The following is a 21,587-nucleotide window of genomic DNA, read 5'->3' as shown; positions in this document are numbered from 1 at the left end:
AGCCCGCCGAGGTCAGCGTATTCGCCTTCTAAGACTCGATTGACTCAATGATTTACTGATGCCGTAGGCCGTGGCACGGGTTGCGCGATGGCGGCCAGGGCGTCGAGGATGATGCCTTCCTCATCCGCCGCGACGGTGCGCAGATCGATCAACAGGCGGTCGCGCTCTGCGCGCGCGATGATCGGTACAACGTGCGCTCGCAATCGTTCGGCGAGCGTGGCGGCGCTCCACTCGGCGGCGGCCAGAGCGACGAGCGCCGTTGGCAATTTCACTTCCGGGGCGGCGCCGCCGCCGATCACCGAAGCGCCGGCTTCGACCGTCGCCCGCATTCGCTGCTCGGTCGTCTGCGCGACCCGCTCGCAAAAGCGCCCGGCGCGCTCGCGCAGCTCGGCAAGCGGCGCGGCCATGGCGCGGATCACCGGGACGCGCTCGTGGGCGACGCCGCGCTCGTAAAGCCTGAGCGTGGCTTCGAGCGCCGCATAGGTCAGCTTGTCTACGCGCAGGGCGCGCGTCAGCGGATTGCGGCGCACGCGCTCGATGATCTCTCGCGTCCCGGCGATGATGCCGGCCTGTGGCCCGCCGAGCATCTTGTCGCCGCTGAAGGTGACGACCGCGACGCCGGCCTTCAGCGATTCGGCAACCACCGGCTCGTCTTTGATCCCATAAGCCGCGAGGTCAACCAGACAGCCCGACCCCAGGTCTTCGTAAACCGGGACGCCTGTGCGCCGGGACAGCTCGACCAGCTCGGCAAGCTGTGGGCGCGCGGTGAAACCGACAATGCGATAGTTCGACGGGTGGACGCGCAACAGCAGGCGCGTCTGCTCGTTGATGGCGCGCTCATAATCTTCAACGCGTGTGCGGTTGGTGGTGCCGACTTCGCGCAGCCGCGCGCCGCTCTTCTCCATGACTTCGGGGATGCGAAAGCTGCCGCCGATTTCAATCAGCTCGCCGCGCGAGACAATGACCTCGCCCTGTTCAGCGAGCGTGTTCAACACCAGCAGCACCGCCGCCGCATTGTTGTTGACGACCAGCGCCGCTTCGCTCGCGGCCAGCCGCGCCAGCCGCTCCTGACAATGCGCCTCGCGGTGGCCGCGCTCGCCGCGCTCAAGGTCGTATTCGAGATTCGAGTAATGCGCTGCCGTTTCGCTCAAGGCGTCAATCGCCTCCGCGGCCAGCGGCGCGCGACCGAGGTTGGTATGAATGATGACTCCCGTAGCATTAATCACACGCCGCAGCGAGGGTTGGCTGATCGCCCCGCCGCGCGCTTCGAGCCGCCGCTCGATCTCTTCGAGAAAGGAGTCAGAAGTCAGAAGTCTGGAGTCAGAATGGAAAAGGAAGTCGGCTGTCGCCTCCGGCTTTATTCTGACTTCTGACTTCTGACTCCCGACTCCTGATTTCTGATTCCCGACTCCCAGAAGCTCATCGCGCATCTCATCAAGAATGTCGCGCAGGAGGTCGCGGACGCGGTCGCGTCCCAGTTGCGCAGCCAGGCGCGTGGCCGCCGGGCGCGCCAGCAATCGCTCGACCGAAGGCAGCGATCTCAATCGTTCATTCGTCATGCGATTACCATTGACACGGGTCAGTGCCTGGCTTACATTCTAGCACGACCCCGCATCGCGCGGCGAAGTCCCCGCCCCGAGGATGGCCATGGATTCCAAGCAAGTCAACCCAATTGACGAAGAGCTTGACCGGCTCGAATATGAAATGCGCCGCCTGAAGATCGAGTATGACATCTTCTTCAATGGCGGCACCGCGCGCCCGCCGCTCGACACCAAGGGACGTGTCGAAACCACCATCAAGCGGCTCTACGACTCGCGCAACATCTCCTTCAGTCAGCGCTTTCGTTATAACAGCCTGGTGGCGCGCTACAACGTCATGCGCGAGCTATGGCGGCGGCAGACGCAGGACCGCGAAGAGAGCGGACGCCCGCCGACCGCCGAAGCGCTGATGGCGCTGCGCGACCGACTGCCGACCATTCGCTTCAAAGATTTGCAGAACGAGCCGGAGAAGATCAGCGAGCTTTACGACACGCTGATCGCCGCCAAACGCAAGTGCGGCGAGCGCGTCGGCGGGCTCTCGCTCGAAGCCTTCACCGAATTCCTGAAGGGGCGGGTCTCACAGATCAAGCGCGAGCTGGCGACCGATACCGTCGAATTTGTCGTTGGAGTTGATAATGGCCGGGTGCGATTCACGGCGCGAGCGGCAACCGAAACCAAGAAGGGTCGTTAAACAAGAGGCGAAACTTCAGGCAGAATGTCGAGGGGCGTGGGCCGTTGGCTCACGCCCCTCGGGTTTTTGCGGCTTAATAATGCAGCCCGCTGGTGTTCGGCAGCGGAATATCGCCCGCCTGTCCCCACTGCGCGAAGATGTAGCTCGTGTAGTTGGACGACGAAGTCGGAATAATCCAGATGCCTTGCGACGAGCGCCAGACACCCGGGTCGTATTTGCCGTCGCCATCGAAGTCGCCAACGATGGGCGTATCGCCGATGGACGGGAAGCCCGCCGGTATGAACAACGGCTGGCCCGCCGCGAAGCTGTAGCCCCGGCTCGACAACAGAATGGCATAGGCCGCGCTCTGGCCGCCGGCGGGCGGCTCAATGTAGCCGATGTCCGCCTTGGTGTCTCCATCAAAGTCGCCGATGACCGGCTGCCGACCGGCGCCGCCCCAACTGAAGAATTGCGCATTGTTGGTGTTGTAGCTCGTCGTTGACTTCAACACCCCCCACAGCCCATCACGGTAGAAGCCGATGTCGGCCTTGTTATCCATGTCAAAGTCAGCCGCCAGCGGAATATCGCCCAGCTGACCCCACTGCGCGAAGATGTAGTTCGTGAAGTTTGACGACGAGGTCGCGATGATCCAGATACCTTGCGTCGCGCGCCAGATGCCGGCATCAGATTTGCCGTCGCCGTCGAAGTCCGCGATGATCGGAATATCGCCGAGGGATGGGAAGCCCGCCGGTATGAACAACGGCTGGCCCGCCGCGAAGCTGTAACCGCGGCTCGACAACAGAATGGCGAAAGCGGCGCTCTGACCGCCGGCGGGCGGCGCCATATATCCGATGTCGGCTTTGCCGTCGCCGTCGAAGTCGCCCGTGATCGGGTGCAAGCCGGTGCCGCCCCAGCTGAAGAATTGCGCGTTGTTGGTGTTGTAGCTCGTCGTTGACTTCAACACCCCCCACAGCCCGTTGCGGTAGAAGCCGATGTCGGTCTTCATGTCCATGTCGAAGTCCATCTTGAAGTAGCTCAAGCCCTGTGCGGGGATGCCCGACTGGGTGACCGTGAAGGTCTTGTCGCCGACCGTGATCGTGCCGGTGCGCGAGTTGAAGCTGATGTTTTGCGCGAGGGTGTAGTTGACCGTGCCGTTGCCGATGCCGCTGCCGGAATTGATTGTGATCCAGCCGTCGTTGGTCATCGCCGTCCAGTTACAGGTGTTGCCCACCGTGACGGTGAAGCTGTTGCTGCCGCCCGCCGGGCCGAAAGCCTGACTGGTCGGGGACAGGACAAAGGAACAAGTGACGTTCGGGCTGACCTCAGCGCTGCCCTTCTGCTGCCGGGACAAGCGGCGCTTTGCCCTCTGCGAACCGGCGTCCGTTGAAGAAGATTGTCCGCCATCCTGGGCGCGGCTCGACACCGGGTTGAGGGCCGCTATCAGAGCAACAAAGAAAGTAAGGACGATAATGACCCGCAGAGGGGTTGCTTTCATAAATCCTCCATCGTGAAAATTGGATATCAGTGATGTATGCCGTTGCGACGCCGCATTATAACGAAGATTCGCTGCTAGCGACAGGCATAAATCGAGTCTACGGTTCTTCAGGCTCCGCAAGCGTTAACAGCAGACAAGCAGTTATCGAGCCGCTGCCGCCGCTGTCCACATGCGTTCCGCCGTCAGGGACTATGAGCAGGCCAATTGTAAGCCTTCCGGTTGAGAGATCACAAATCGATTTGCCCGGTCTCGGCGGCCCGACGTAGGTCGGTGGCTCAATCCGGCGTGTCTGCCGCGGAGGATTCTCTCCGCCTAGTCGTCCTGAGAGAGAGGATCAGCCCCGCCGCGACCATTGCCGACACAGACAGGTAGAGGACGCCGCCCGAAAACGAATGCGTCGCGTTGCTGACGTAGCCGACGACGTAAGGGCCGGCGAAGCCGCCGAGGTTGCCGATTGAATTGATCAGCCCGATAGAAGCCGCCGCCGCCGTGCCGGTCAAAAAGCTGGTCGGCAATGCCCAGAAGCTCGGCAGGTAGGCATACATTCCCGCCGCCGCCAGACAGAAGATCGAGATGGCAACCCCCGTCTGATTCTGCGCGGCAAGGCTCAGCAATAGTCCCAGGCTGGCGGTCGCCATCGAAAGCGCCGTGTGCCAGCGCCGCTCTTTCGTCCGGTCCGACGACCAGCCGACCAGCAGGATGGCGACCAGCGCCACCGCGTACGGGATGTCGGAAATCACCGCCACCATCATGTTCGACCAGCCCGACTGCCGCTTGATGATCGCCGGCAGCCAGAAGTTGAACCCATAAACCGCCGTCACCATGAAGAAGTAAGCCAGCGCCAGGCACACGACTTCGCGGTGGCGCAAGGCTTCAAGAATGCCGTAGCTGTGCCGGGCCTGCTTGGCCTGCTTCTCGCGTTCGAGTGCTGCGGTCAGCCACTCACGCTCGTCTGCGGGCAGCCAGCGCGCCTGCTGCGGTCGGTCGGTCAGGTAGAAGATCGTCACCACGCCGAAGACGATGGCCGGCGCGCCTTCGATGATGAACAGCCAGCGCCAGCCGCTCAGGCCGAGCCAGTGGACGCCGAGCAGCAGGCCAGAGACCGGCGAGCCGATGATGTTAGAGATGGGAATCGCCGCCATAAACATGGCGACCGCCTTGGCGCGGTCTTCGTAGCGAAACCAGTGGCTGAAGTAGACGATGATGCCGGGAAAGAAGCCCGCCTCTGCCGCGCCAAGCAGGAAGCGCGCCGAGTAAAACTGCGTCTTCGTCTGGATGAAGCCCATCAGGATGGCGACCACACCCCAGGAGATCATGATGCGGGCGATCCAGCCGCGCGCGCTCCATTTCTCGACCAGGATGCTGCCGGGAATCTCCAGCAGGAAATAGCCGAGGAAGAAGATGCCGGCGCCGAAGCCGATGACGTCGTCGGCAAAGCCTAGCTCGTCTTTCATGGCCAGCGCGGCAAAGTTGACGTTGACGCGGTCGAGAAAGGCGATGATGAAGAGGAGGAACATGTAAGGCATGATGCGCGCCGTAACGCGCCGTCGGGCGCGTTCGGCCACCGCCATCGAATCGCTCGCCGGGCTTGTCGTCAATTGATTGTCTCCGTCTGGTCGTTCAAGTCGCGGAGGATTCTATATCAAACGGCGGCAGGAGGCGACAAATAGAAATAGCCGTGCAGAGGCCGAGTGTGCGGTGTCGATCAAGCGAAGGCCGGCGTCAGCATCAAGCACACCGGCGATGGCACTTCTACTTGATAACCGGTCGGCGTCAGCTTGCCTTCGCTGGCGTCAATGCGAAAGCTATGGATGGTGTCGGAGTTCTGGTTGGCGGCCAGCAAGTAAGCGCCGCTCGGATCAATGGTGAAATGGCGAGGCGTCTTGCCGCCCGTCGGCTCATGTTGGATAGGCCGAAGCTTGCCGGTTTGCTCATCGATAGCCATGACGACGATGCTGTCATGGCCACGGTTCGAGCCATACAGGAATTTCCCCGAAGGCGCGACCTGCACCTCCGCGCAGAAACTCGTGCCGGAGAAATCGCCCGGCAGCGTTGAGATGGATTGCACCGCACCGAGCGTGCCGCGCTTGCCGTCATAGGCAAACACCGAGATCGTCGAATCCAGCTCATTAATGACATAGGCGTACAGGCCATTTGGGTGAAATGCCAGATGACGCGGCCCTGCGCCTGGCTTGACGGCGGCCCACGGCACCTCGTTCGGCGTCAGCTTGCCGCGCGCCGCGTCGAAGCGGTAGATCATGACTTTATCGAGGCCGAGATCGACGGCGAAGGCGTAGCGATACGCGGAGTCAAAGGTGACGCAATGCGCGTGCGGCCCTTGCTGTCGCTCGACGTTGAGGCTTGCGCCCTGGTGTTGCACCACCGCCGTCGCCGCGCCGAGGCTGCCGTCGCGTCGCACGCGCAGGACCGCGACGTTGCCGCTTTCATAGTTGGCGACCAGCAATGATTTCCCCGTCCGGTCCAGGGTCAGGTGGCAGGGCGCGCCGCCCAGCGAAGCCTGTTGATTCAAGCGGCTCAATTCGCCGGTCTGCTGATTGATCGCAAAGGCGCTCACCGCGCCGCCGGGCTTGCCGTTAAACTCGCTCGTTTCATTGACCGCATAGAGGGCGCGCCTGTGCGGATCAATGGCTAAGAAGGAAGGATCGCTGACGCCGCTGACGGTGCGAAAATGGCGTAGCGCGCCGGTCGCGCGGTTGAAACGGTAGAGGTAAATGCCTTTGCTTTTGCCGGACGTATAAGTGCCGACATAGAGCAGCAGTTCCCGATTTGCCTGATCCTTCATGCGTTGCTTTGACCACCCGCCCGCGGGCGCGAGTAGAGAGATGCAGCTCAACCCGGCAGAGCGCAGAAACTCGCGGCGGCGGCGATGATGTTGCGGCATAGTGCGTCTTTAACCGGCGAACGCTTGCTTTATCCGTTGCGGGTGGTTTGTTCTTACTGACCGCCGGCCTTGATATCCGGTATGGGCAAGAAGCGCAAAGGTGGCAGCGAAATCTTGACCTGACGGATATCGCGTCCGGCGAAATAATCAACGATGGTCTGTTGCACCTGGTGATTGATCAGCATATCTTCGTGGCCCGCGTTTTCGACAATAATGTGGGAGCCGCTTTTGAAGTGGCGGCGCACCTCGTCTGCTTGCTCAGGGGGCGTGTTGTTATCCAGGCTGCCGCTGACGAAAAGCGTCGGCACACTTGTGCGAATGGGAGAGCGGTATTCATCGCCCAGGTCGGGGTGGCCAAAGATTTCGCCGACATCCAGGAAGTTCATCACGTTATCCAGAAGCGAGTCCTTCGCTTCCCTCCTGATTTGTGCTCGCCGTTCTCGCGTTGCGCCAGAAGAAGCGTCCATTACTTCCATCATTACAGGAATGCCCGCGCTGAACTGGTTGTATCGCTTTTCGACGTAGCGCGCAAGTATCGAATAATTGCCTTTATCAAGGGTATAAAGCAACGCCGGAAAGGTGGGAAGATCGCTCGTGTCGCCGAGATCGATCATCAGGATGAGTTGCAGGCCGAACTTACCGACCTGGACATCAACCGCCTTGTTCGATCTGTGGTCGGTAATCCGTACCGTTGCCGGCTGCCTCTCCAAGCGCTCAAGAACGCGCTTGAGCAGGCCGGTCATGTCAGGCACCTTCGCGCCGACTACCGGATCGGCAGCCACGAGTTTAGATATTCTCTCGATTTGTCTCTGCGATGTGCTCGGGAGTTTCTCGGTGTGGTTCGGCCCCTCTGTGCCGATCAGCGCCGCGCGATTGATGTGCTGCGGGTGACGGCGAATGACCGCGAGCCCCAGGTGCGTGCCGTAGCTGAACCCGACGAGGTTGACGCTGGCGGCGCCCAACGCCCGGCGCAACTCATCGACGTCGTCGGCGCTTTCGACAGTATTATAAGCGCGCAGGTCAACGCCCTGCTCGACAAAGTATCGGGCGGCTTCGCGGCTTCGCTCCTTGATGATGTCGAGGGCCTTTCTTTGATCAACAAAGAAATCGAGCGGCAGCGGTGGCGACAGCCTGGTGAGATTGGGGCGCGAGTACCCGACGCCGCGCTGATCGAGCAGGATGACGTCGCCAACCTCACGCAGCTTCGTGAAGGCGCGCATATACTCCGGGAAGCGCGCGCCGCCGATGGCAGAAGCGCCCGGGCCGCCTTCGAGGTAGATGATGGGCGGCCCGGGGCGCGTCGCGGTGCTTTTGAGCCGCACGAAGGCGAGCTCGATTAAATTAGTCTTCGGATTGCCGCGGTTCTCCTTGACGGTTAGATGGCCCAGCTCGCCTTTGATGGTTTGCCCCTCGATACTGTATTCGAATGGCTCAAACCTTAGGCTGCCGGGCTGGCGACTCTGGGCGCTTTGGCCGGCGAGCCGCGCGCCCGGCCACAACGAAGCGACCAGCAGCATAAACATCATGGTCGAGCGCAGAGTCATGGCCTTTCCTCAAGCGTCCGGCATCAACCCGTGAGCCCCGAGCAATACGACCGCCTACAGATTTAGAATCATGGCATTGGAGCGCGAGCCATCCTCGATGACGCGCACGCGGTTCGGCCCGCCGCTCAGGCGCAGGTCTGCCGCAGTGGCCGCCACCTGCGCCTTTTTCCCAGAGCCTTTTGCGGTCAGGTTAGAAACCGGCACGACCTCGCCATTGACTTCAAGGCTGAGATGCTGGCTCAATCGCTTCCCCTTGATCTGTAGCACGCTGCCGTCGAAAGAGAGACTTGATAAGCGCGGCCCGCCTGAATCGCCTTCGAGGATGCCGGTTGTCAAAGTCGAGCTGCGGTTGCCGATCCGATCCAGGAACGTGAGGCTGGCCTGAGTCGCGGCTCGCCACTGGTTGATGCCGGGAAGCTGAAGGGCGAAACCGGCGACCGACGATGCGCCAAGGGTGAGCCGGGCGAGCGGGTATTGTGCAAGCACAGTGCCCGAATCGTCAAGCACCTTTACCTCGGCTTCGGCGAGGTCATTCGCGGCGCTGGCGGCGATGCCAGTGATCGTGAGCGTGTCGTCTTGCATTTTACCGGAGAAGCCGCCAATCTCCGGCGCCATCTCGATCCCCGTCTTCAATGCGTAGCCCATCATTTTTATCGCGAGCAGATCGTGGGCCGTCATTACCTGCCGCTTGCCTGTCGGCAGGCCGACCTCCATCACGCCAATGTAGCGGTGGTCGATCAGGTCGTCGTTCTTCCAGTGAGAGGCTTGAAAATGGTCACCGCCAGAGCCGTCCGGCCTGCCGGTCGAAAGCGGCAGCTCAAGCCCCGCTACCGTGAACATCTGTTCGCCCCCTGACGAGAGCACCCGCGACGCTGCCGAGAATCGCTCTTGCGGCGTCGCCGGACGGAGCCGGAAAAGGTCCCAAACCGTGGGCGCAATGGGCGCTTTGCCGTCGAGCTCGCGCGCCCCGGTCTTGGAGATGAATCCCAGCACATGGCCGATTTCATGGACGGCGACCGCTTCAAAATCTATCTTGTCGGAATCTATCCCGTCGCCGGGATCAAAGTCGAACTTGTAATTGGAATTGAACGCCACCTCCGGGGGGCTGCCAAGATATTTCTCCTTGCCGTCGGGGTCGGCTACCGGGTCGAGCAGGCCGAGGGCGCGGGCGTTTGCCGACGGGCCTGTCATGGTGGTGGTGCTGCCGAGGTCGGTCGGGATCGCACCCGTCGGCAGAGCGTTGTAAACGGCCAACTGCTGCTCGTCGGTCGCCGAGGCAATCAACCGCGCTCTGGCCGTCTCGTAGACGTTAGGGCTGACCAGTTCCTGCGCGCTCGAACTTCCCAGCGAGAATTGCGGCCAGGTGTGGCCGAAATAGGTCGGGCCGAAGTCAACATCGATGACAATCGTGATCGGCGATTGAATCTTCTCTTCCCAGACGGCAGCCGATTTCAAAAATGCCGCCTTTGCTTCGGGGAACCTTTCCAATTGAGCGGTCGCCCGCAGGATGATCTTTAGCCCCGACTCTTTCTCCGACACCGCATACGAATTGGCGTGAGAGATCGGGTGCAGCGTGACTCCGGGGGCGTGCTGAAACACTCCCGCCTCTTCAGCCGTTGCCTCGCGGCATGCGGCCGCCCCATTCTGCTCATAAAGCGTGAACTTACCCGCCTCAGGTGCTTGGGGCAGCGAGAAAACAACCGTAGCCGCAGGCGTGTCGGATACAGGTTCTTGGCGAAACGCCAGGGCAGGCGTGGGTGCCAGATTCATCAAAATGATCATGGCCGTGACTAACGAGAGCGCGATTGAGCTTTTCATTTGATGGCAAATTCCTTTCGTACTTTCAATACACTTGCTGGCAGATGGCGTCTGAACTCAACTTGAGTAGCAAACGATTTTCGGCAGCAGGTTTACCTTTCAGGCTTTCTTGGGACGCTGGTAGATGAGCGTACAACCGCCATATTATCCGGTTTTCCAGCAGCGTCGTCCTGAATGGGCAGTCAGGACGCTCCATCGTATGGTGCAGGCGCACTATTACCGGTCAGAAGAAAGCTGGAGCGGGTCAGCGACAGGATGGGAATCTGGAAACGCTTGCGTCAGCCTTTACTGCTGGCGCTCTTCCTGTATTCGGAAGGGGTCATATTAACCTGTTTCTTGAACACGGCATTGAAGGCCGATTTCGAGTTAAAGCCGACCTCCTCGGCGATGGCGATGACCGTGTAATGTTTTTTTGCCGGATCAGCCAACATCTTCTGGGCCTCCTTCACGCGGTACGAGCTGATGAAGTCAATGAAGGTTTGCCCTAACCGTTCGTTAATGATTTGCGAGAGATGATTGATCGGTATTGACAACCTCTCGGAAAGTTTTTGCAGCGTCAAGTCGCCATCTCGATAAAGGCTCTCGGTTTCCATTACATGAAGCAATTTCTTCAAATAGGCTTCGGCCCTTTCCGGCGTAAGGGTTGATTTCTCGTACTTCTTCGGGGGCGGCGCTTCGTTCCGCCCCGCCAGGGCCTCCGGGTGTCTGAGCGCCATGTAGCCCGCCACATATACCATGATTGAAAAACACAAGGGGACGAGGAGCATGGTCTCGGCGCGAAAATCAAAGACGAGACGGAAGAGACCGGCCCCGCAAATGATCAAAATCATGACGATGAAAGTCCGCAGCCAGAGCAGATTGAGCCTGCCGGCGGCAGGCTCAATCTGCACCTTTCGAGCATGCGCAAAAAACATGAAAAGCGCCAAGGCAAGGTAGGGAAGGAACTGGAAAACCAGGAGCAGCGACCGGATACGCCATTCGGCGGGCGGATAGTTTTGAAACGCGGCGTGCAGGTAATCAAGCTTACCTGCACGGCTTTGAAGATAAAGCGGCAGGTAATAGGCGGCGCACAAGGCGAACGGCACGAGATGTAGAAGCTCTCGCTTCCGAAGGCGCGATCCTCTTGAGGTTGCGCCCCTGACGTAAAGGAAGATGATCGGCCCGAAAAGAAAATGGAAAGGCGCGGAGACCTGCGTAAGATGAGGGTAGCTGAAGATGTATTTTGTGCTGACCAGCAAGCTGCCGCCCATGCTTATTGCGCTAACCAGCATGAAAGCAGCAAGCAGGCGGGTGGCGGTGCGGTCGGCTTTTTTAAGGCCCAAAAGCGCCAAGGCCAATAAGAGCCCTTGAGCGGCTCCTAAGAGGGTCAGACCGGCAGTCAGATCAAGAGAAGGCTCCATCAGGAAATGCTCTTTATCAATCAGGCAAGCGCCGCGTACTTATCCCTGCACTGCCTGAATCCTATGCGTTGTACCGGAACGGCGAGACTTTCTAAACCGGCGCGAGAGCGGCAAAGCCCGTTTCCGGCAGGTCTATGGTCACGCCCCGCATAAGCTCTCCGTTTCAATTGCCCCTGGGGTAACGCCCGGCCTTAGCCGGCGAACGCTTCCTTTATCAGTTGTTGCTGTTCGAGCATGTGCAGGGTGTGCGACCCGGTCGCCGTGCTGGCGCTCGCCGGGCGGCCCGCATAACGCAATCGCTGGTTTGCCTTTAACAACTGCCGCAGGCGCGGCTCGACGAAGAACCAGCCGCCATAGTTCTGCGGCTCTTCCTGCACCCAGCAAACGTCCGCGGCGTTAGTGTAGCGGTTCAGCTCGCCCACCAGTTGTTGCTTCGGGAACGGGTAGAACTGCTCCAGGCGAATGATCGCCGCGCCCTGGTCGTTGCGCGTCTTGCGCTCTGCCACGAGATCGTAATAGACCTTGCCGCTACAGAGCAGCACGCGGCGGACGCCTTCGGCTTGCAGGTCCGCATCCTTGATGACGGCGTGAAAGCCGCCGCGCGTGAACTCGTCTATGGCCGACGCGGCTTCCGGCAGCCGCAGCAGACTCTTCGGCGAAATCACGATCAGCGGCTTGCTCATCTGCTGCCGCGCCTGTCGCCTGAGCAGATGGAAGTACTGCGCCGCGGTCGTCGCGTTTGCCACCTGCATGTTGTTTTCGGCGCACAACTGCAAGAAGCGCTCGAAACGGGCGCTCGAATGCTCTGGCCCCTGGCCCTCGTAACCGTGCGGCAGCAGCAAGACCAGCCGCGACGGCTGATTCCACTTCTCCTCGCCCGAAGCGATGAACTGATCGATGATGACCTGCGCGGCGTTCACAAAGTCGCCGAACTGCGCTTCCCACAACACCAGCGTCCCCGCCACTGCGACGCTGTAGCCGTACTCGAATCCGAGCGCGCCGGCTTCCGATAGCGGGCTGTCGTAAATCTGAAAGCGCGCCTTCTCTGGTGCGAGCTTCGTCAGCGGTATCCACTCTTCGCCGGTCTTGGTGTCGTGGAACGACGCGTGGCGGTGGCTGAAGGTGCCGCGCACCGTGTCCTGGCCGGCGAGCCGCACGCTCGTGCCTTCCGCGAGCAGCGAGCCGAAAGCCAGCGCCTCTGCCGTGCCCCAGTCAACCGCCGCCGCGCCGCCGACCATCTTGGCGCGCCGCGATAGCAGGGTGACGATCTTCGGGTTCAGATTAAAACCGCTCGGCACGGTGGTGATCGTATGGGCGATCTCGCGCAAGGTGTCGCGCGCGACGCCTGTCTCAAGCACACCCACCGATTCAATCTCCGGCACGATGGCCGGCAGGCTGATCTCTTTGCCCTGCTTCTCGACGATGGCTTTGGCGCCGAGCTGGGCGTTTTCGTAGCGCCGCATGCGCTCTTCCATCAGCGAGTCCACTTCCTCGCGCGTCATCACGCCTTCGCCGATGAGCTGGCGGGCGTATAGCTCGCGCGCGCCGGGATGCTCCTTGATGCGCTGATACATCAGCGGCTGCGTGTAGGTCGGCTCGTCGCCTTCGTTATGGCCGAGCTTGCGGTAGCCGATGATGTCCAGCACCACGTCTTTATTAAACGTCTGCCGGTAATCGAGGGCGATTTGCAGCACGTTATAGGCCGCCTCGACATCGTCGCTGTTCAGGTGAAAGATCGGCACCTGAATCATCTTGGCGATGTCCGTGCTGTAGGTAGACGAGCGCCCTTCCTCGGGCGGCGTCGTAAAGCCGACCTGATTGTTGGTGATGATGTGAACCGTGCCGCGCGTGCGGTAGCCCGGCAACTGCGACAGGTTGAGGGTCTCGGCGACGACGCCTTCACCGGCAAACGCCGCGTCGCCATGCAGCAGCACCGCAAGATGAGCGTTGCGATTGCCGTTGCCGTCCTGCTTGGCGCGCACGATGCCTTCGACGACCGGGTCAACGAACTCCAGATGGCTCGGGTTCGGCGTCACCGCCAGAGTCACTTGATGGCCGTCGGCGGTCTCGCGCACGCCGGCCGCGCCCTGGTGATACTTGACGTCGCCCTGGTCGTGCGGAAAGTTGGGATGGATCGAGCCTTCAAAGCTGGTGAAGATGCGCTCGCAGAATTTGCCGATGACGTTGGCAATGACGTTCAAGCGCCCGCGGTGCGCCATGCCAATGGTGATGTCAATGATCTCGCGGCGCGCGGCGCTCTCGATCAACTGATCAACGACCGCAATCACCGTCTCGTTGCCCTCGATGGAGAAGCGTTTCTGGCCGAGGTATTTCGTGCCCAGGAATTTCTCGAACAGCTCGGCGGAGATCAGCTTCCAGAGCATCTGCTTTTTGACTTCGACCGGCACCGTTGGCGCGTCGCGCTCAACCCGCGAGCGGATGAACTCTTTCTCTTCGGGGCTCTGGATGTTGCGATATTCGATGCCGACCGAGCCGCAATAGTAGCGGTGCAGGTACTCAACGATCTGGCGCAGCGGCGCGGTCTCTGTGCCGCCCAGGCCCTGCGTGATGAAGTGCCGATCCAGGTCCCAGATCGTCAGCCCATAAGTTTCGATATCAAGCTCAGGATGATACTGCACCTCGCCCCAGCCGATGGGATCGATGTTGGCGATTAGATGGCCGCGCACGCGGTAGGCGTTGATCAGTTCGAAGACGCGCGCCTGTTTGTGAACCACGTCGCGGCGGCGCTCTTCGCCCAGGATCGCCGGGTTCACGTCAATCGCCCAGCGGTAGGGACGGTAAGGAATGCTCAGGTCGCGGAAGATTTCGTCATAGAATTCGTGCTGGCCGCGCAGCATCTCGTCAATGCGGGCGAGAAAAGCGCCCGATTCCGCGCCCTGCACGATGCGATGATCGTAGGTCGAAGTCATCGTGACGATCTTGCTGATGCCGATGCGCGACAGACCTTCAGGCGACATGGCCTGGTATTCGGGCGGGTATTCGATGGCCCCTGTAGCGATGATGACGCCCTGCCCCGCCATCAATCGCGGGTTCGACGCAGTCGTGCCAATGGTGCCGGGATTGGTCAGGCTGATGGTCGTGCCTTGAAAGTCTTCGACCTGGAGCTTGCCGCCGCGCGCACGCCGCACGACATCGTCATAAGCGTCGAGCAACTGGCGGAACGTCATCTTGTCAGCGCCCTTGAGGTTGGGGACCAGCAAAGTGCGCGAGCCGTCTTTCTTGGTCACGTCAACCGCGACGCCCAGATTCACATCCGTATGGCGGAGGCGATAGCTCGCGCCCTCGACCGAGGCGAACGAATCATTGAGCTGCGGAAAGGCTTCGAGCGCTTTGACGATGGCGTAAGCGACAATGTGTGTGTAAGAGACCTTACGTTTGGCGGCGGCGAGGTGCTGGTTGATGACGCGGCGATTTTCGTCCAGCAGCTTGATGGGAATCTGCCGCTGCGACGTAGCGGTCGGCACCGCGAGGCTCGCTTCCATGTTCTCGGCGATGCGCAGAGCGGGGCCGCGTATCGGCAAGCGCTCGCCGGCATCAACGGTCGGCGTCCGTGCCGGCGCGGGTGCCGGCGGCGCGGCGGGCGGCGCGGCGGTTGCCGGTTGCGGCGGGCTTTGCGGTTGCGCCGCGGGTTGCGCGCCCCAGTTGTAATCGGCGTGCAAGACGTTTGCCGCGGCGGGCGGCGTCTGGGCCGCTGCCGGCGCGGCTGATTTGGGTGCGCCGTTGCCGGCGGGCTCGCCGGACAACTGGCCGTTGCTCAACAGCTCGGCGAAATAGCCGCGCCACTCTTCGTCAACCGACTGCGGGTTGCGGCTGTATTGCAATAAAAGCTCGCTCACATAATCGGCGTTGACGCCGAACTCTTCGGCGATTAATTCGCCCAGCTCGGCCTCGGTCATCTGCCTGGTCGTCGTCATATCGAATTTCCTTTCCGTCGCAAGCTTACAGTTTAATGCGGCGGGCGGCGCTTAACAACCAGCCCGCCCGCGAAATTGCTTGCGCTTCGCCATAAAGAAGTCAGAGAATTTGAACGGGCCGCGTCGTACAAGACGCTCTGCCCGGCTGTTGGGCAGTTCACGCTTTTGTAACTCTAATTTGAATCTGAAAGGAACACTCATGAAGCGAACGCTAACGATTCTCTTTCTCTGCTTGATGCTGGGCTTCGGCACCGCCATCAACGCGCAGGATAAACCGGCACCGGCGCAGACGCCTGCGGCCAAGCCGTCCACCCCGCTGCCGAGCGCCGAGCAGATCGTCAACAAGTATGTGCAGGCCATCGGCGGCAAAGCGGCCCTCGAAAAGATCACCAGCCGCCAGGCGACGGGCACCTTCGAGATCGCCGCTATGGGCGTCAGCGCGCCTGTGTCGATGTATTCCAAAGCGCCGAACAAGACCGTCTTAACAATTGACATCACCGGCTTCGGCTTGATTCAGCGCGGCTACAATGGCACGGTCGGCTGGGATGTCAACCCGCAGACCGGCAACCGCGAACTGTCGGGTGCCGAGCTGGCGCAGATGAAACTGGGCTCGGACTTCTACCGCGACATCAAGATGATGCAGCTATTCCCGAAGATGGTGGTTAAAGGCATTGAGAAGGTGGGCGCTAGCGACGCCTACGTCGTTGACGCGACCACCGCGGATGGCATTACCGAGACAATGTACTTCGATGCGCAATCGGGCTTGATCGTGCGGACAGACGTAGTGGCCGACACGCCAGAGGGTAAGGCGAAGGTCTCGTCTTACTCCAGCGACTACCGCGACGTGGATGGGGTCAAGCTTCCCTTCACCATCAGGCAAATCACTCCCGCTATCGAATTCACCATCAAGCTCGACAGCGTTAAGCACAACGTCGCCATTGATGATGCCAAGTTCAATAAGCCGGCAGGCCAGTAAGTAGGGGGCAGGAGGCAGTAGGCAGGAAGCAGGAAGCAGTCGTTAATCCGTACTGCCTCCTGCTTCCTGCCTACTGCCTCCTAGCCTCTTCTGCCCCCAAGCTCAAGGAAGAATTGATCGACCGCCGCCGCCGTGATGCCGCGCGTGCCGTCGAGAGAATTGACCGCGGCGGCGGCGGTCGCCTGACCATAGCGCGCCGCCGCAATCAAATCCAAACCGCGCGCCCAGCGCGCGACCGCAAAGCCTGCATGCATACAATCGCCCGCGCCGATGGTCGAATAGCGAGCGCGGCTTTGCGCGCCTTCGACTCTGACCGGCGCATCGCGGTTGCATTGCGGCCACAGGCGGCAACCGCTCGCATCAGTGACGACGAGCGCGCCACTGAAGTCATCCCACAGCGCCCGGTCAACCGAGCCGTATTCCGCCTCATTAATCTTGACGACATCGGGCCGCGCCGCCGACTTCAGGCAATTGGCGAGCGCCGCTTTTTCGGCGTCGAGCGAGATGACGCCGACACGCGACCGCACTTCCGCGATCACCTGCGCATAGAGATCAACCGCCATCGCGCCGCGGCTGGCGATCACCGGCGGGTTGCCGGCCACCAACAGCACGTCACTGCTGATCTGCGCAGCCGACGCCAGAGCCACCGCCAGCGCGCTCTCAGCCCAGACGGCGCGCGGGCTGATGTTGAGCTCGACACGATCACCCTCTGAGGTCGTCGGATCGGTCAGATCGATGCAGAAGCGCGCGCGGCTATCGATGATGACCGGGCGAACGCGCACACGACCGAGGTCGCTGGTTTGCAGGTCGTGCAAGTAGCGGCCTTCGGGCGAATCAGGGCGAAAGACGATCAGCTCGACTTCAACCGCATCGGCGTCTGCGAGCAGCCTGTCTATGACGCGCGCGACGTTCGTGGCTTTGCCGCCGGCATAGGTCGTGATGAGCTGCGGGCGCAGCTTCGCCCCGGCCTTGATCCGCACCTCGCGCCCGTCGCTCGCGACGTAACCTTCGTCCGTATCGCGGCGGACGTGAAAGATCGAATCGGCGCACGGCGTGAATTCGAGAATCGTGATGCGCATAAGCAATAGTCGGGATCAGGAAGCAGGGAGCAATCGCCAGTCCCCCTATAGAGCTTGGAAATCAACTGCCTCGTGCTCGCTGCTCACTGCCTCCTGTTGAACATCTCCTTCGTAGCGGCGAGGGTCGCGGAAAGAATCTCGGCAGCCGGGCGCGAAGGCTCGACGACAATGAGGGCGCAAGCGGCGCGGCCCGCGGGCCGCCAGCGGTCGAGCACGCGCGGCGAGGTGTAGCCGGCAAACACATCAACGCCAGGCGTCCCGGCCGCAGCGGCGATGTGCTGGCCCGCCGAATCATAACCAATGTACAAATCGCTTTTCGCAATCAGCGCCGCAAGCATGCCGATGCGCCCATCCCAGACCAACAACCCGGCGGCGTCCGCCTCGCTCATCTCGGCCAAGCCATTTTCCGTAAGCCCGACGACCGTTGTTATCTGTCGGGTGCGAGCAATCACCGCGTCGGCGCGGCGTGTTTCTTCCGCGCCCGCGCCTTTGTCGAGGATGACGGTTGCGCCCTGCCGGATCAACTCGGTGACAAGCGACGGCTCGAAGTCATCGCCGACGCGCTTGGCGGGGTTGTCGCCGACGCCGAAGTTGACCGTGATGATGGGCCGGGCGCTCGCTTGCCGCAATCGCATGACGAGCGCATTCGCCGCGCCGAGGTCTGCGCGCCGCAAGCTCAAGCGCGGCAGCATCGGCTGTGGCGCAGCAAAAATTTCGTCGAGCCAGGCAGGCGTCAATTGACCGAGTGGCTGCGCCGTCGCCGCGCCGTATTCGCGGCTCGGGAAGAAGAGGTAATTCGCTTCCGCTTCGGTCACCGGCAGCAGGCCGAGTTGCGTCAGCCGCGAGTCGGGATCAACCACCAGCCATTCGCCCGGCGATAATCCGGCGGTCAGCTCTCGCGTGACTTCGATCACATCGAGCCAGTTCAACAAGCGTTCAATCGTCATGCCGCCGCGGCGGTAGGCAATCTCTTTGAAGGTGATTCGCCGGTCGCCGCCAAAAAGCTCGGCGGCTTTGCGCCCGCCGACGAGAACCAGCTCGGCGTCGGGGAATTCATGTTCACAGCGGTTGATGATGACGCTGGTGATGGCGACATCGGCACCGAGCGTCACACGCGATAGCACGATGATGCGCCGCACGCTTGCCGACGGCAAGCCTGCGCCCGCCCGTCTATGGCGCAGCGCTTCGGCGCGGTTGAGCAAAGCGGCTTCGTCGTGCAGTCCAAAATGACTCAACGCCTGATCTAACGCGCGGCCCTGCGGCAGCCGGCGGCAATGTTCGATGGCCTGGGCAAAGACGCGGTTGTAGAGCGATACATTGGCGGGCGAAAATGAATCGGCCAGCCATTCGATGAGCGACGCGAAAAAGGCTCTGGTGGCCCGTTCCGCGGTTCCGGCATGGTCGCTTGTCGCAAGCCCCATCAGTCGCGCGACCGCTTCGCGCCGGTAATTGCCCGTCGCGCGGAATTCACTCAGAAACCCCGCGACGATCTCGTCAGGCGTGGCGTTGTCTAATGGTTTGCTCATCCTCGAACCGGACGCTGATTATCCCAACGACAAGTGACAGGTGACAAGTGACGCGGAGAGAAGTCAGAAGTCAGAAGTCAGGAGTCAGGAGTCGGGAGTCGGGAGTCAGAATGAATAAGGAGGTCGGCTCCGCCGCGGCTTTTATTCTAACTCCTGACTTCTGACTCCTGACTTCTTCTTTCTTGTCACTTGTCACCTGTCACCTGTCACTTTAGAATAGGCACATCGAACCGTAGGGAATAGTCCTCAGTGATTGGCGCAATCGCCCCCCGGAATCTAAACCGCTCAGGAGAAGACTGAATGTCACGATCATCATTTCGCTGGCTGGCTGCGACGCTGACAATCGTTTGCATGCTGCTGTCGGCCGCCGCGCCGTCCGTCTCGGCACAAACTTTTCGCGGCACGATTCTCGGCACCGTCACCGACCCGCAAGGCGCGTTTGTCGTCGGCGCGACCGTCACGGCGCGCAACCTCGACACAGGCATCGAGCGGTCTACGGTCACGGATGACGCCGGCAACTATTCACTGCCTGAGCTGCCCATCGGCAGATATGAAGTCAAGGTGCGAGCCACAGGCTTTCGCGCCTACTCAATCACCGATGTCCGTGTGGAAGTCGCAAGCGAGCGCCGCGCCGATGCGCAGCTTTCGGTCGGCGGCTCCAGCTCCGATACCGTGACGATTACGGCCAACGCCGTGCAGGTCGAAACCACCGCCAACACGCTCGGCGGCACGATCTCTGGCAGCACGGTGGTTGACCTGCCGATCAACGGGCGCGACTTCACAAAATTCCTGGTGCTGGTGCCCGGCGCGACCGGCGACCCGTCGGGGGCGACCGATTCGCCCGGCTCGTTCGGCCTGTTCAGCGCCAACGGCAATCGCGGACGCGCAAACAACTACCTGCTCGACGGCACCGACATGAACGATGGTTATCGAAACCTGCCCGCGATCAACGAAGCCGGCGTCTTCGGAACTCCCGCGACCATACTCCCGATCGAAGCGATTTCGGAAGCTGCGATACTCTCAAACTTCGAAGCCGAGTACGGCCGCAACGCGGGCGCGATCGTGAATATCGTCACCAAGTCGGGCACCAACGATTTTCACGGTTCGCTGTTTGAGTTTTTCCGGAACAACAAGCTCGACGCGCGCAACTTCTTCAATCCCGAACCCGATCCGCAGACCGCGTTTCGAAACAATCAATTCGGCGGCGCGCTCGGTGGTCCAATCAAGCGCAACCAGACGTTCTTTTACTTCGCTTACGAAGGCCAACGCGAACGAGTCGGACTGAATTCAACTGCGCGCGTTCCCGATCCGAGTGAGATCCAGGCGCTTGGCGGTCCAACCAATCCGGTCATCGCTCGCTTGCTGGCGCGGAATCCGTGGCCCGCTCCGAATAGACCGTTAGATCCCGATGACCCCAGCGCGCCGAATCTCTTCGTCACTACGCCTGCTTCGAACGACGTCGACAGCCTGATCGCGAAGATCGATCACTCATTCAACAAGGACAATCAACTTACCGGTCGCTATTTTTTCGGCACGAGCGATCAGTCGTTCCCGCTCGCGATTCTTGCCGGCAACATTCTTCCCGGTTTCAACACGACTACTCCAACGACAGTCCATCTCGTCTCGCTCTCTTATCTGAAGATTCTTTCGGCAACGAAAGTCAACGAGTTGCGATTCGGTTACAACCGCTTCGACGAAGGGTTCTTTCCCGAAGACAACGATTTCGATCCGCGGTCGATCGGACTCAACACCGGCATCACGAACGACCGCGACTTTGGGTTGCCCCTGATTCGCATTCAGGACGAGCGGGGCATCACTAACATCGGCGCCACGCTTTCTGTTCCACGCGCGCGTGTCGATAGCAACTTCCACATCATCGATAACTTTTCGTGGAAACTCGCCAGACACGACCTGAAGTTTGGTTACGAGTTTCGACGTACAACGGTGGACCAGTTCTTTGATGCAGGCTATCGCGGCCGTCTGGATTTCGCCTCGCTCGGAGATTTTCTCTCCGGCACTTTGAGTGGTGGCCGGGCTGCGCGCGGCAATTCGAATCGAAACACGTTTCAGAACTCACATGCCGGTTACTTGCAGGATACGTTTCGCTGGAGCCCGCAAGTCACGTTCAATCTCGGACTGCGCTGGGATTATTTCGGGGTTATCGGCGAAGAGAACGATCTGCTGAGCAACTTCAGTCCGACCGAAGGTCTCGTGCAGGTTGGTTCAGCAGGACTGCCGCGTCTCTACGATCGCGACTGGAATAATTTTTCGCCGCGTCTGGGACTCGCGTGGAATGTTCACGGAAACGGCAAGACTGTCGTGCGTGCCGGTTGGGGTTTGTTCTACGACGCCTTCTCGCAGGACTTCTTCGCGGGACAACTTCCGTTCAATACGTTCAATCCCGGACCGGCTTTCAATCCGGTTGGACCAGCGCCGGTACTTTTTTCGTTCTCGACCGAGCCCGTAATCCAGAACAATGTTCCGATTTTTACAGACTTTCTCGATTCGGATGTTTTCGCAGTCGATCCGAACCTGCGCACTCCGTACATTCAAAACTACAACTTCAACATTCAGCGCGAGTTGTTCGCAAACGGTGTGCTTGAAGTCGGGTACGTCGGTTCACACGGCACGAAGCTGTTTCGCTATCGCGATATCAACCAGCCTGTGAACCCGAGTGTTTCGTCCGCGCGGCCGTTTGACAATG

At 60.8% G+C, this 21,587-nt stretch carries 13 protein-coding genes; 3 read left to right on the top strand and 10 right to left on the bottom strand.

The genetic code is table 11. The features are described from left to right. Positions 1–44: 44 nt before the first annotated feature. The gene (gene selA, locus VJ464_18100) at positions 45–1,559 is read right to left on the bottom strand and encodes an L-seryl-tRNA(Sec) selenium transferase (GenBank protein HKQ07048.1); all 1,515 of its coding nucleotides are present in this window, start codon (positions 1,557–1,559) and stop codon (positions 45–47) included. An 88-nt stretch (positions 1,560–1,647) separates the two neighbouring features. On the opposite strand from selA, the gene VJ464_18095 reads away from it, so the two are divergent. Next, positions 1,648–2,229, top strand: a complete 582-nt coding sequence (locus VJ464_18095) for an MXAN_5187 C-terminal domain-containing protein (protein ID HKQ07047.1) — start codon at positions 1,648–1,650, stop codon at positions 2,227–2,229. A 73-nt stretch (positions 2,230–2,302) separates the two neighbouring features. Here VJ464_18095 and VJ464_18090 read toward each other — a convergent pair whose 3' ends face one another. The 7 genes from VJ464_18090 to VJ464_18060 all read right to left on the bottom strand — a co-directional run bounded on the left by VJ464_18090 (position 2,303) and on the right by VJ464_18060 (position 15,302). Further along, on the bottom strand, positions 2,303–3,703 hold the full coding sequence (locus VJ464_18090; protein HKQ07046.1) for a BACON domain-containing carbohydrate-binding protein: 1,401 nt from the start codon (positions 3,701–3,703) through the stop codon (positions 2,303–2,305). Between the two features lie 275 nt (positions 3,704–3,978). Then, on the bottom strand, positions 3,979–5,301 hold the full coding sequence (locus VJ464_18085; GenBank protein HKQ07045.1) for an MFS transporter: 1,323 nt from the start codon (positions 5,299–5,301) through the stop codon (positions 3,979–3,981). A gap of 107 nt (positions 5,302–5,408) precedes the next feature. After that, positions 5,409–6,605 (bottom strand): lactonase family protein, encoded by a 1,197-nt coding sequence (locus tag VJ464_18080; protein ID HKQ07044.1) that lies wholly within the window; start codon positions 6,603–6,605, stop codon positions 5,409–5,411. A gap of 53 nt (positions 6,606–6,658) precedes the next feature. After that, positions 6,659–8,149, bottom strand: coding sequence for an alpha/beta fold hydrolase (locus VJ464_18075; GenBank protein HKQ07043.1), 1,491 nt, complete (start codon positions 8,147–8,149; stop codon positions 6,659–6,661). A gap of 54 nt (positions 8,150–8,203) precedes the next feature. Further along, the gene (locus VJ464_18070; GenBank protein ID HKQ07042.1) at positions 8,204–9,967 is read right to left on the bottom strand and encodes an NF038122 family metalloprotease; all 1,764 of its coding nucleotides are present in this window, start codon (positions 9,965–9,967) and stop codon (positions 8,204–8,206) included. A gap of 278 nt (positions 9,968–10,245) precedes the next feature. Beyond that, positions 10,246–11,367 carry a helix-turn-helix transcriptional regulator gene (locus VJ464_18065; protein ID HKQ07041.1) on the bottom strand — a complete coding sequence of 374 codons (1,122 nt, stop codon included), beginning with the start codon at positions 11,365–11,367 and terminating at the stop codon, positions 10,246–10,248. A gap of 191 nt (positions 11,368–11,558) precedes the next feature. Further along, positions 11,559–15,302, bottom strand: a complete 3,744-nt coding sequence (locus VJ464_18060; protein ID HKQ07040.1) for a multifunctional oxoglutarate decarboxylase/oxoglutarate dehydrogenase thiamine pyrophosphate-binding subunit/dihydrolipoyllysine-residue succinyltransferase subunit — start codon at positions 15,300–15,302, stop codon at positions 11,559–11,561. Positions 15,303–15,501: 199 nt separating this feature from the next. Here VJ464_18060 and VJ464_18055 point away from each other — a divergent pair, with 199 nt between their 5' ends. Next, complete coding sequence (locus VJ464_18055; GenBank protein HKQ07039.1) at positions 15,502–16,278, top strand: hypothetical protein; 777 nt, start codon at positions 15,502–15,504, stop codon at positions 16,276–16,278. An 80-nt stretch (positions 16,279–16,358) separates the two neighbouring features. Here the strand turns inward: VJ464_18055 and VJ464_18050 are convergent, their stop codons facing one another. Together VJ464_18050 and VJ464_18045 are read right to left on the bottom strand one after the other, a co-directional pair. Then, on the bottom strand, positions 16,359–17,357 hold the full coding sequence (locus VJ464_18050) for a PfkB family carbohydrate kinase (protein HKQ07038.1): 999 nt from the start codon (positions 17,355–17,357) through the stop codon (positions 16,359–16,361). An 83-nt stretch (positions 17,358–17,440) separates the two neighbouring features. Next, complete coding sequence (locus VJ464_18045) at positions 17,441–18,883, bottom strand: glycosyltransferase family 9 protein (GenBank protein HKQ07037.1); 1,443 nt, start codon at positions 18,881–18,883, stop codon at positions 17,441–17,443. Between the two features lie 300 nt (positions 18,884–19,183). Here VJ464_18045 and VJ464_18040 point away from each other — a divergent pair. Then, on the top strand, positions 19,184–21,587 hold a 2,404-nt coding region (locus VJ464_18040; GenBank protein ID HKQ07036.1), incomplete at its 3' end, for a carboxypeptidase regulatory-like domain-containing protein.

This window comes from Blastocatellia bacterium (assembly GCA_035275065.1).
Lineage (GTDB): Bacteria > Acidobacteriota > Blastocatellia > UBA7656 > UBA7656 > DATENM01.
This window is presented reverse-complemented; position numbering and strand designations above follow the sequence as displayed.

Excerpts from the sequence above, each read along its gene's own strand:
- VJ464_18065 (HKQ07041.1), bottom strand. The coding sequence starts at position 11,367 with ATGGAGCCTTCTCTTGATCTGACTGCCGGTCTGACCCTCTTAGGAGCC.
- VJ464_18060 (HKQ07040.1), bottom strand. The coding sequence starts at position 15,302 with ATGACGACGACCAGGCAGATGACCGAGGCCGAGCTGGGCGAATTAATC.
- VJ464_18075 (HKQ07043.1), bottom strand. The coding sequence starts at position 8,149 with ATGACTCTGCGCTCGACCATGATGTTTATGCTGCTGGTCGCTTCGTTG.
- VJ464_18045 (HKQ07037.1), bottom strand. The coding sequence starts at position 18,883 with ATGAGCAAACCATTAGACAACGCCACGCCTGACGAGATCGTCGCGGGG.
- VJ464_18050 (HKQ07038.1), bottom strand. The coding sequence starts at position 17,357 with ATGCGCATCACGATTCTCGAATTCACGCCGTGCGCCGATTCGATCTTT.
- VJ464_18080 (HKQ07044.1), bottom strand. The coding sequence starts at position 6,605 with ATGCCGCAACATCATCGCCGCCGCCGCGAGTTTCTGCGCTCTGCCGGG.
- VJ464_18090 (HKQ07046.1), bottom strand. The coding sequence starts at position 3,703 with ATGAAAGCAACCCCTCTGCGGGTCATTATCGTCCTTACTTTCTTTGTT.
- VJ464_18070 (HKQ07042.1), bottom strand. The coding sequence starts at position 9,967 with ATGAAAAGCTCAATCGCGCTCTCGTTAGTCACGGCCATGATCATTTTG.
- VJ464_18095 (HKQ07047.1), top strand. The coding sequence starts at position 1,648 with ATGGATTCCAAGCAAGTCAACCCAATTGACGAAGAGCTTGACCGGCTC.
- selA (HKQ07048.1), bottom strand. The coding sequence starts at position 1,559 with ATGACGAATGAACGATTGAGATCGCTGCCTTCGGTCGAGCGATTGCTG.
- VJ464_18055 (HKQ07039.1), top strand. The coding sequence starts at position 15,502 with ATGAAGCGAACGCTAACGATTCTCTTTCTCTGCTTGATGCTGGGCTTC.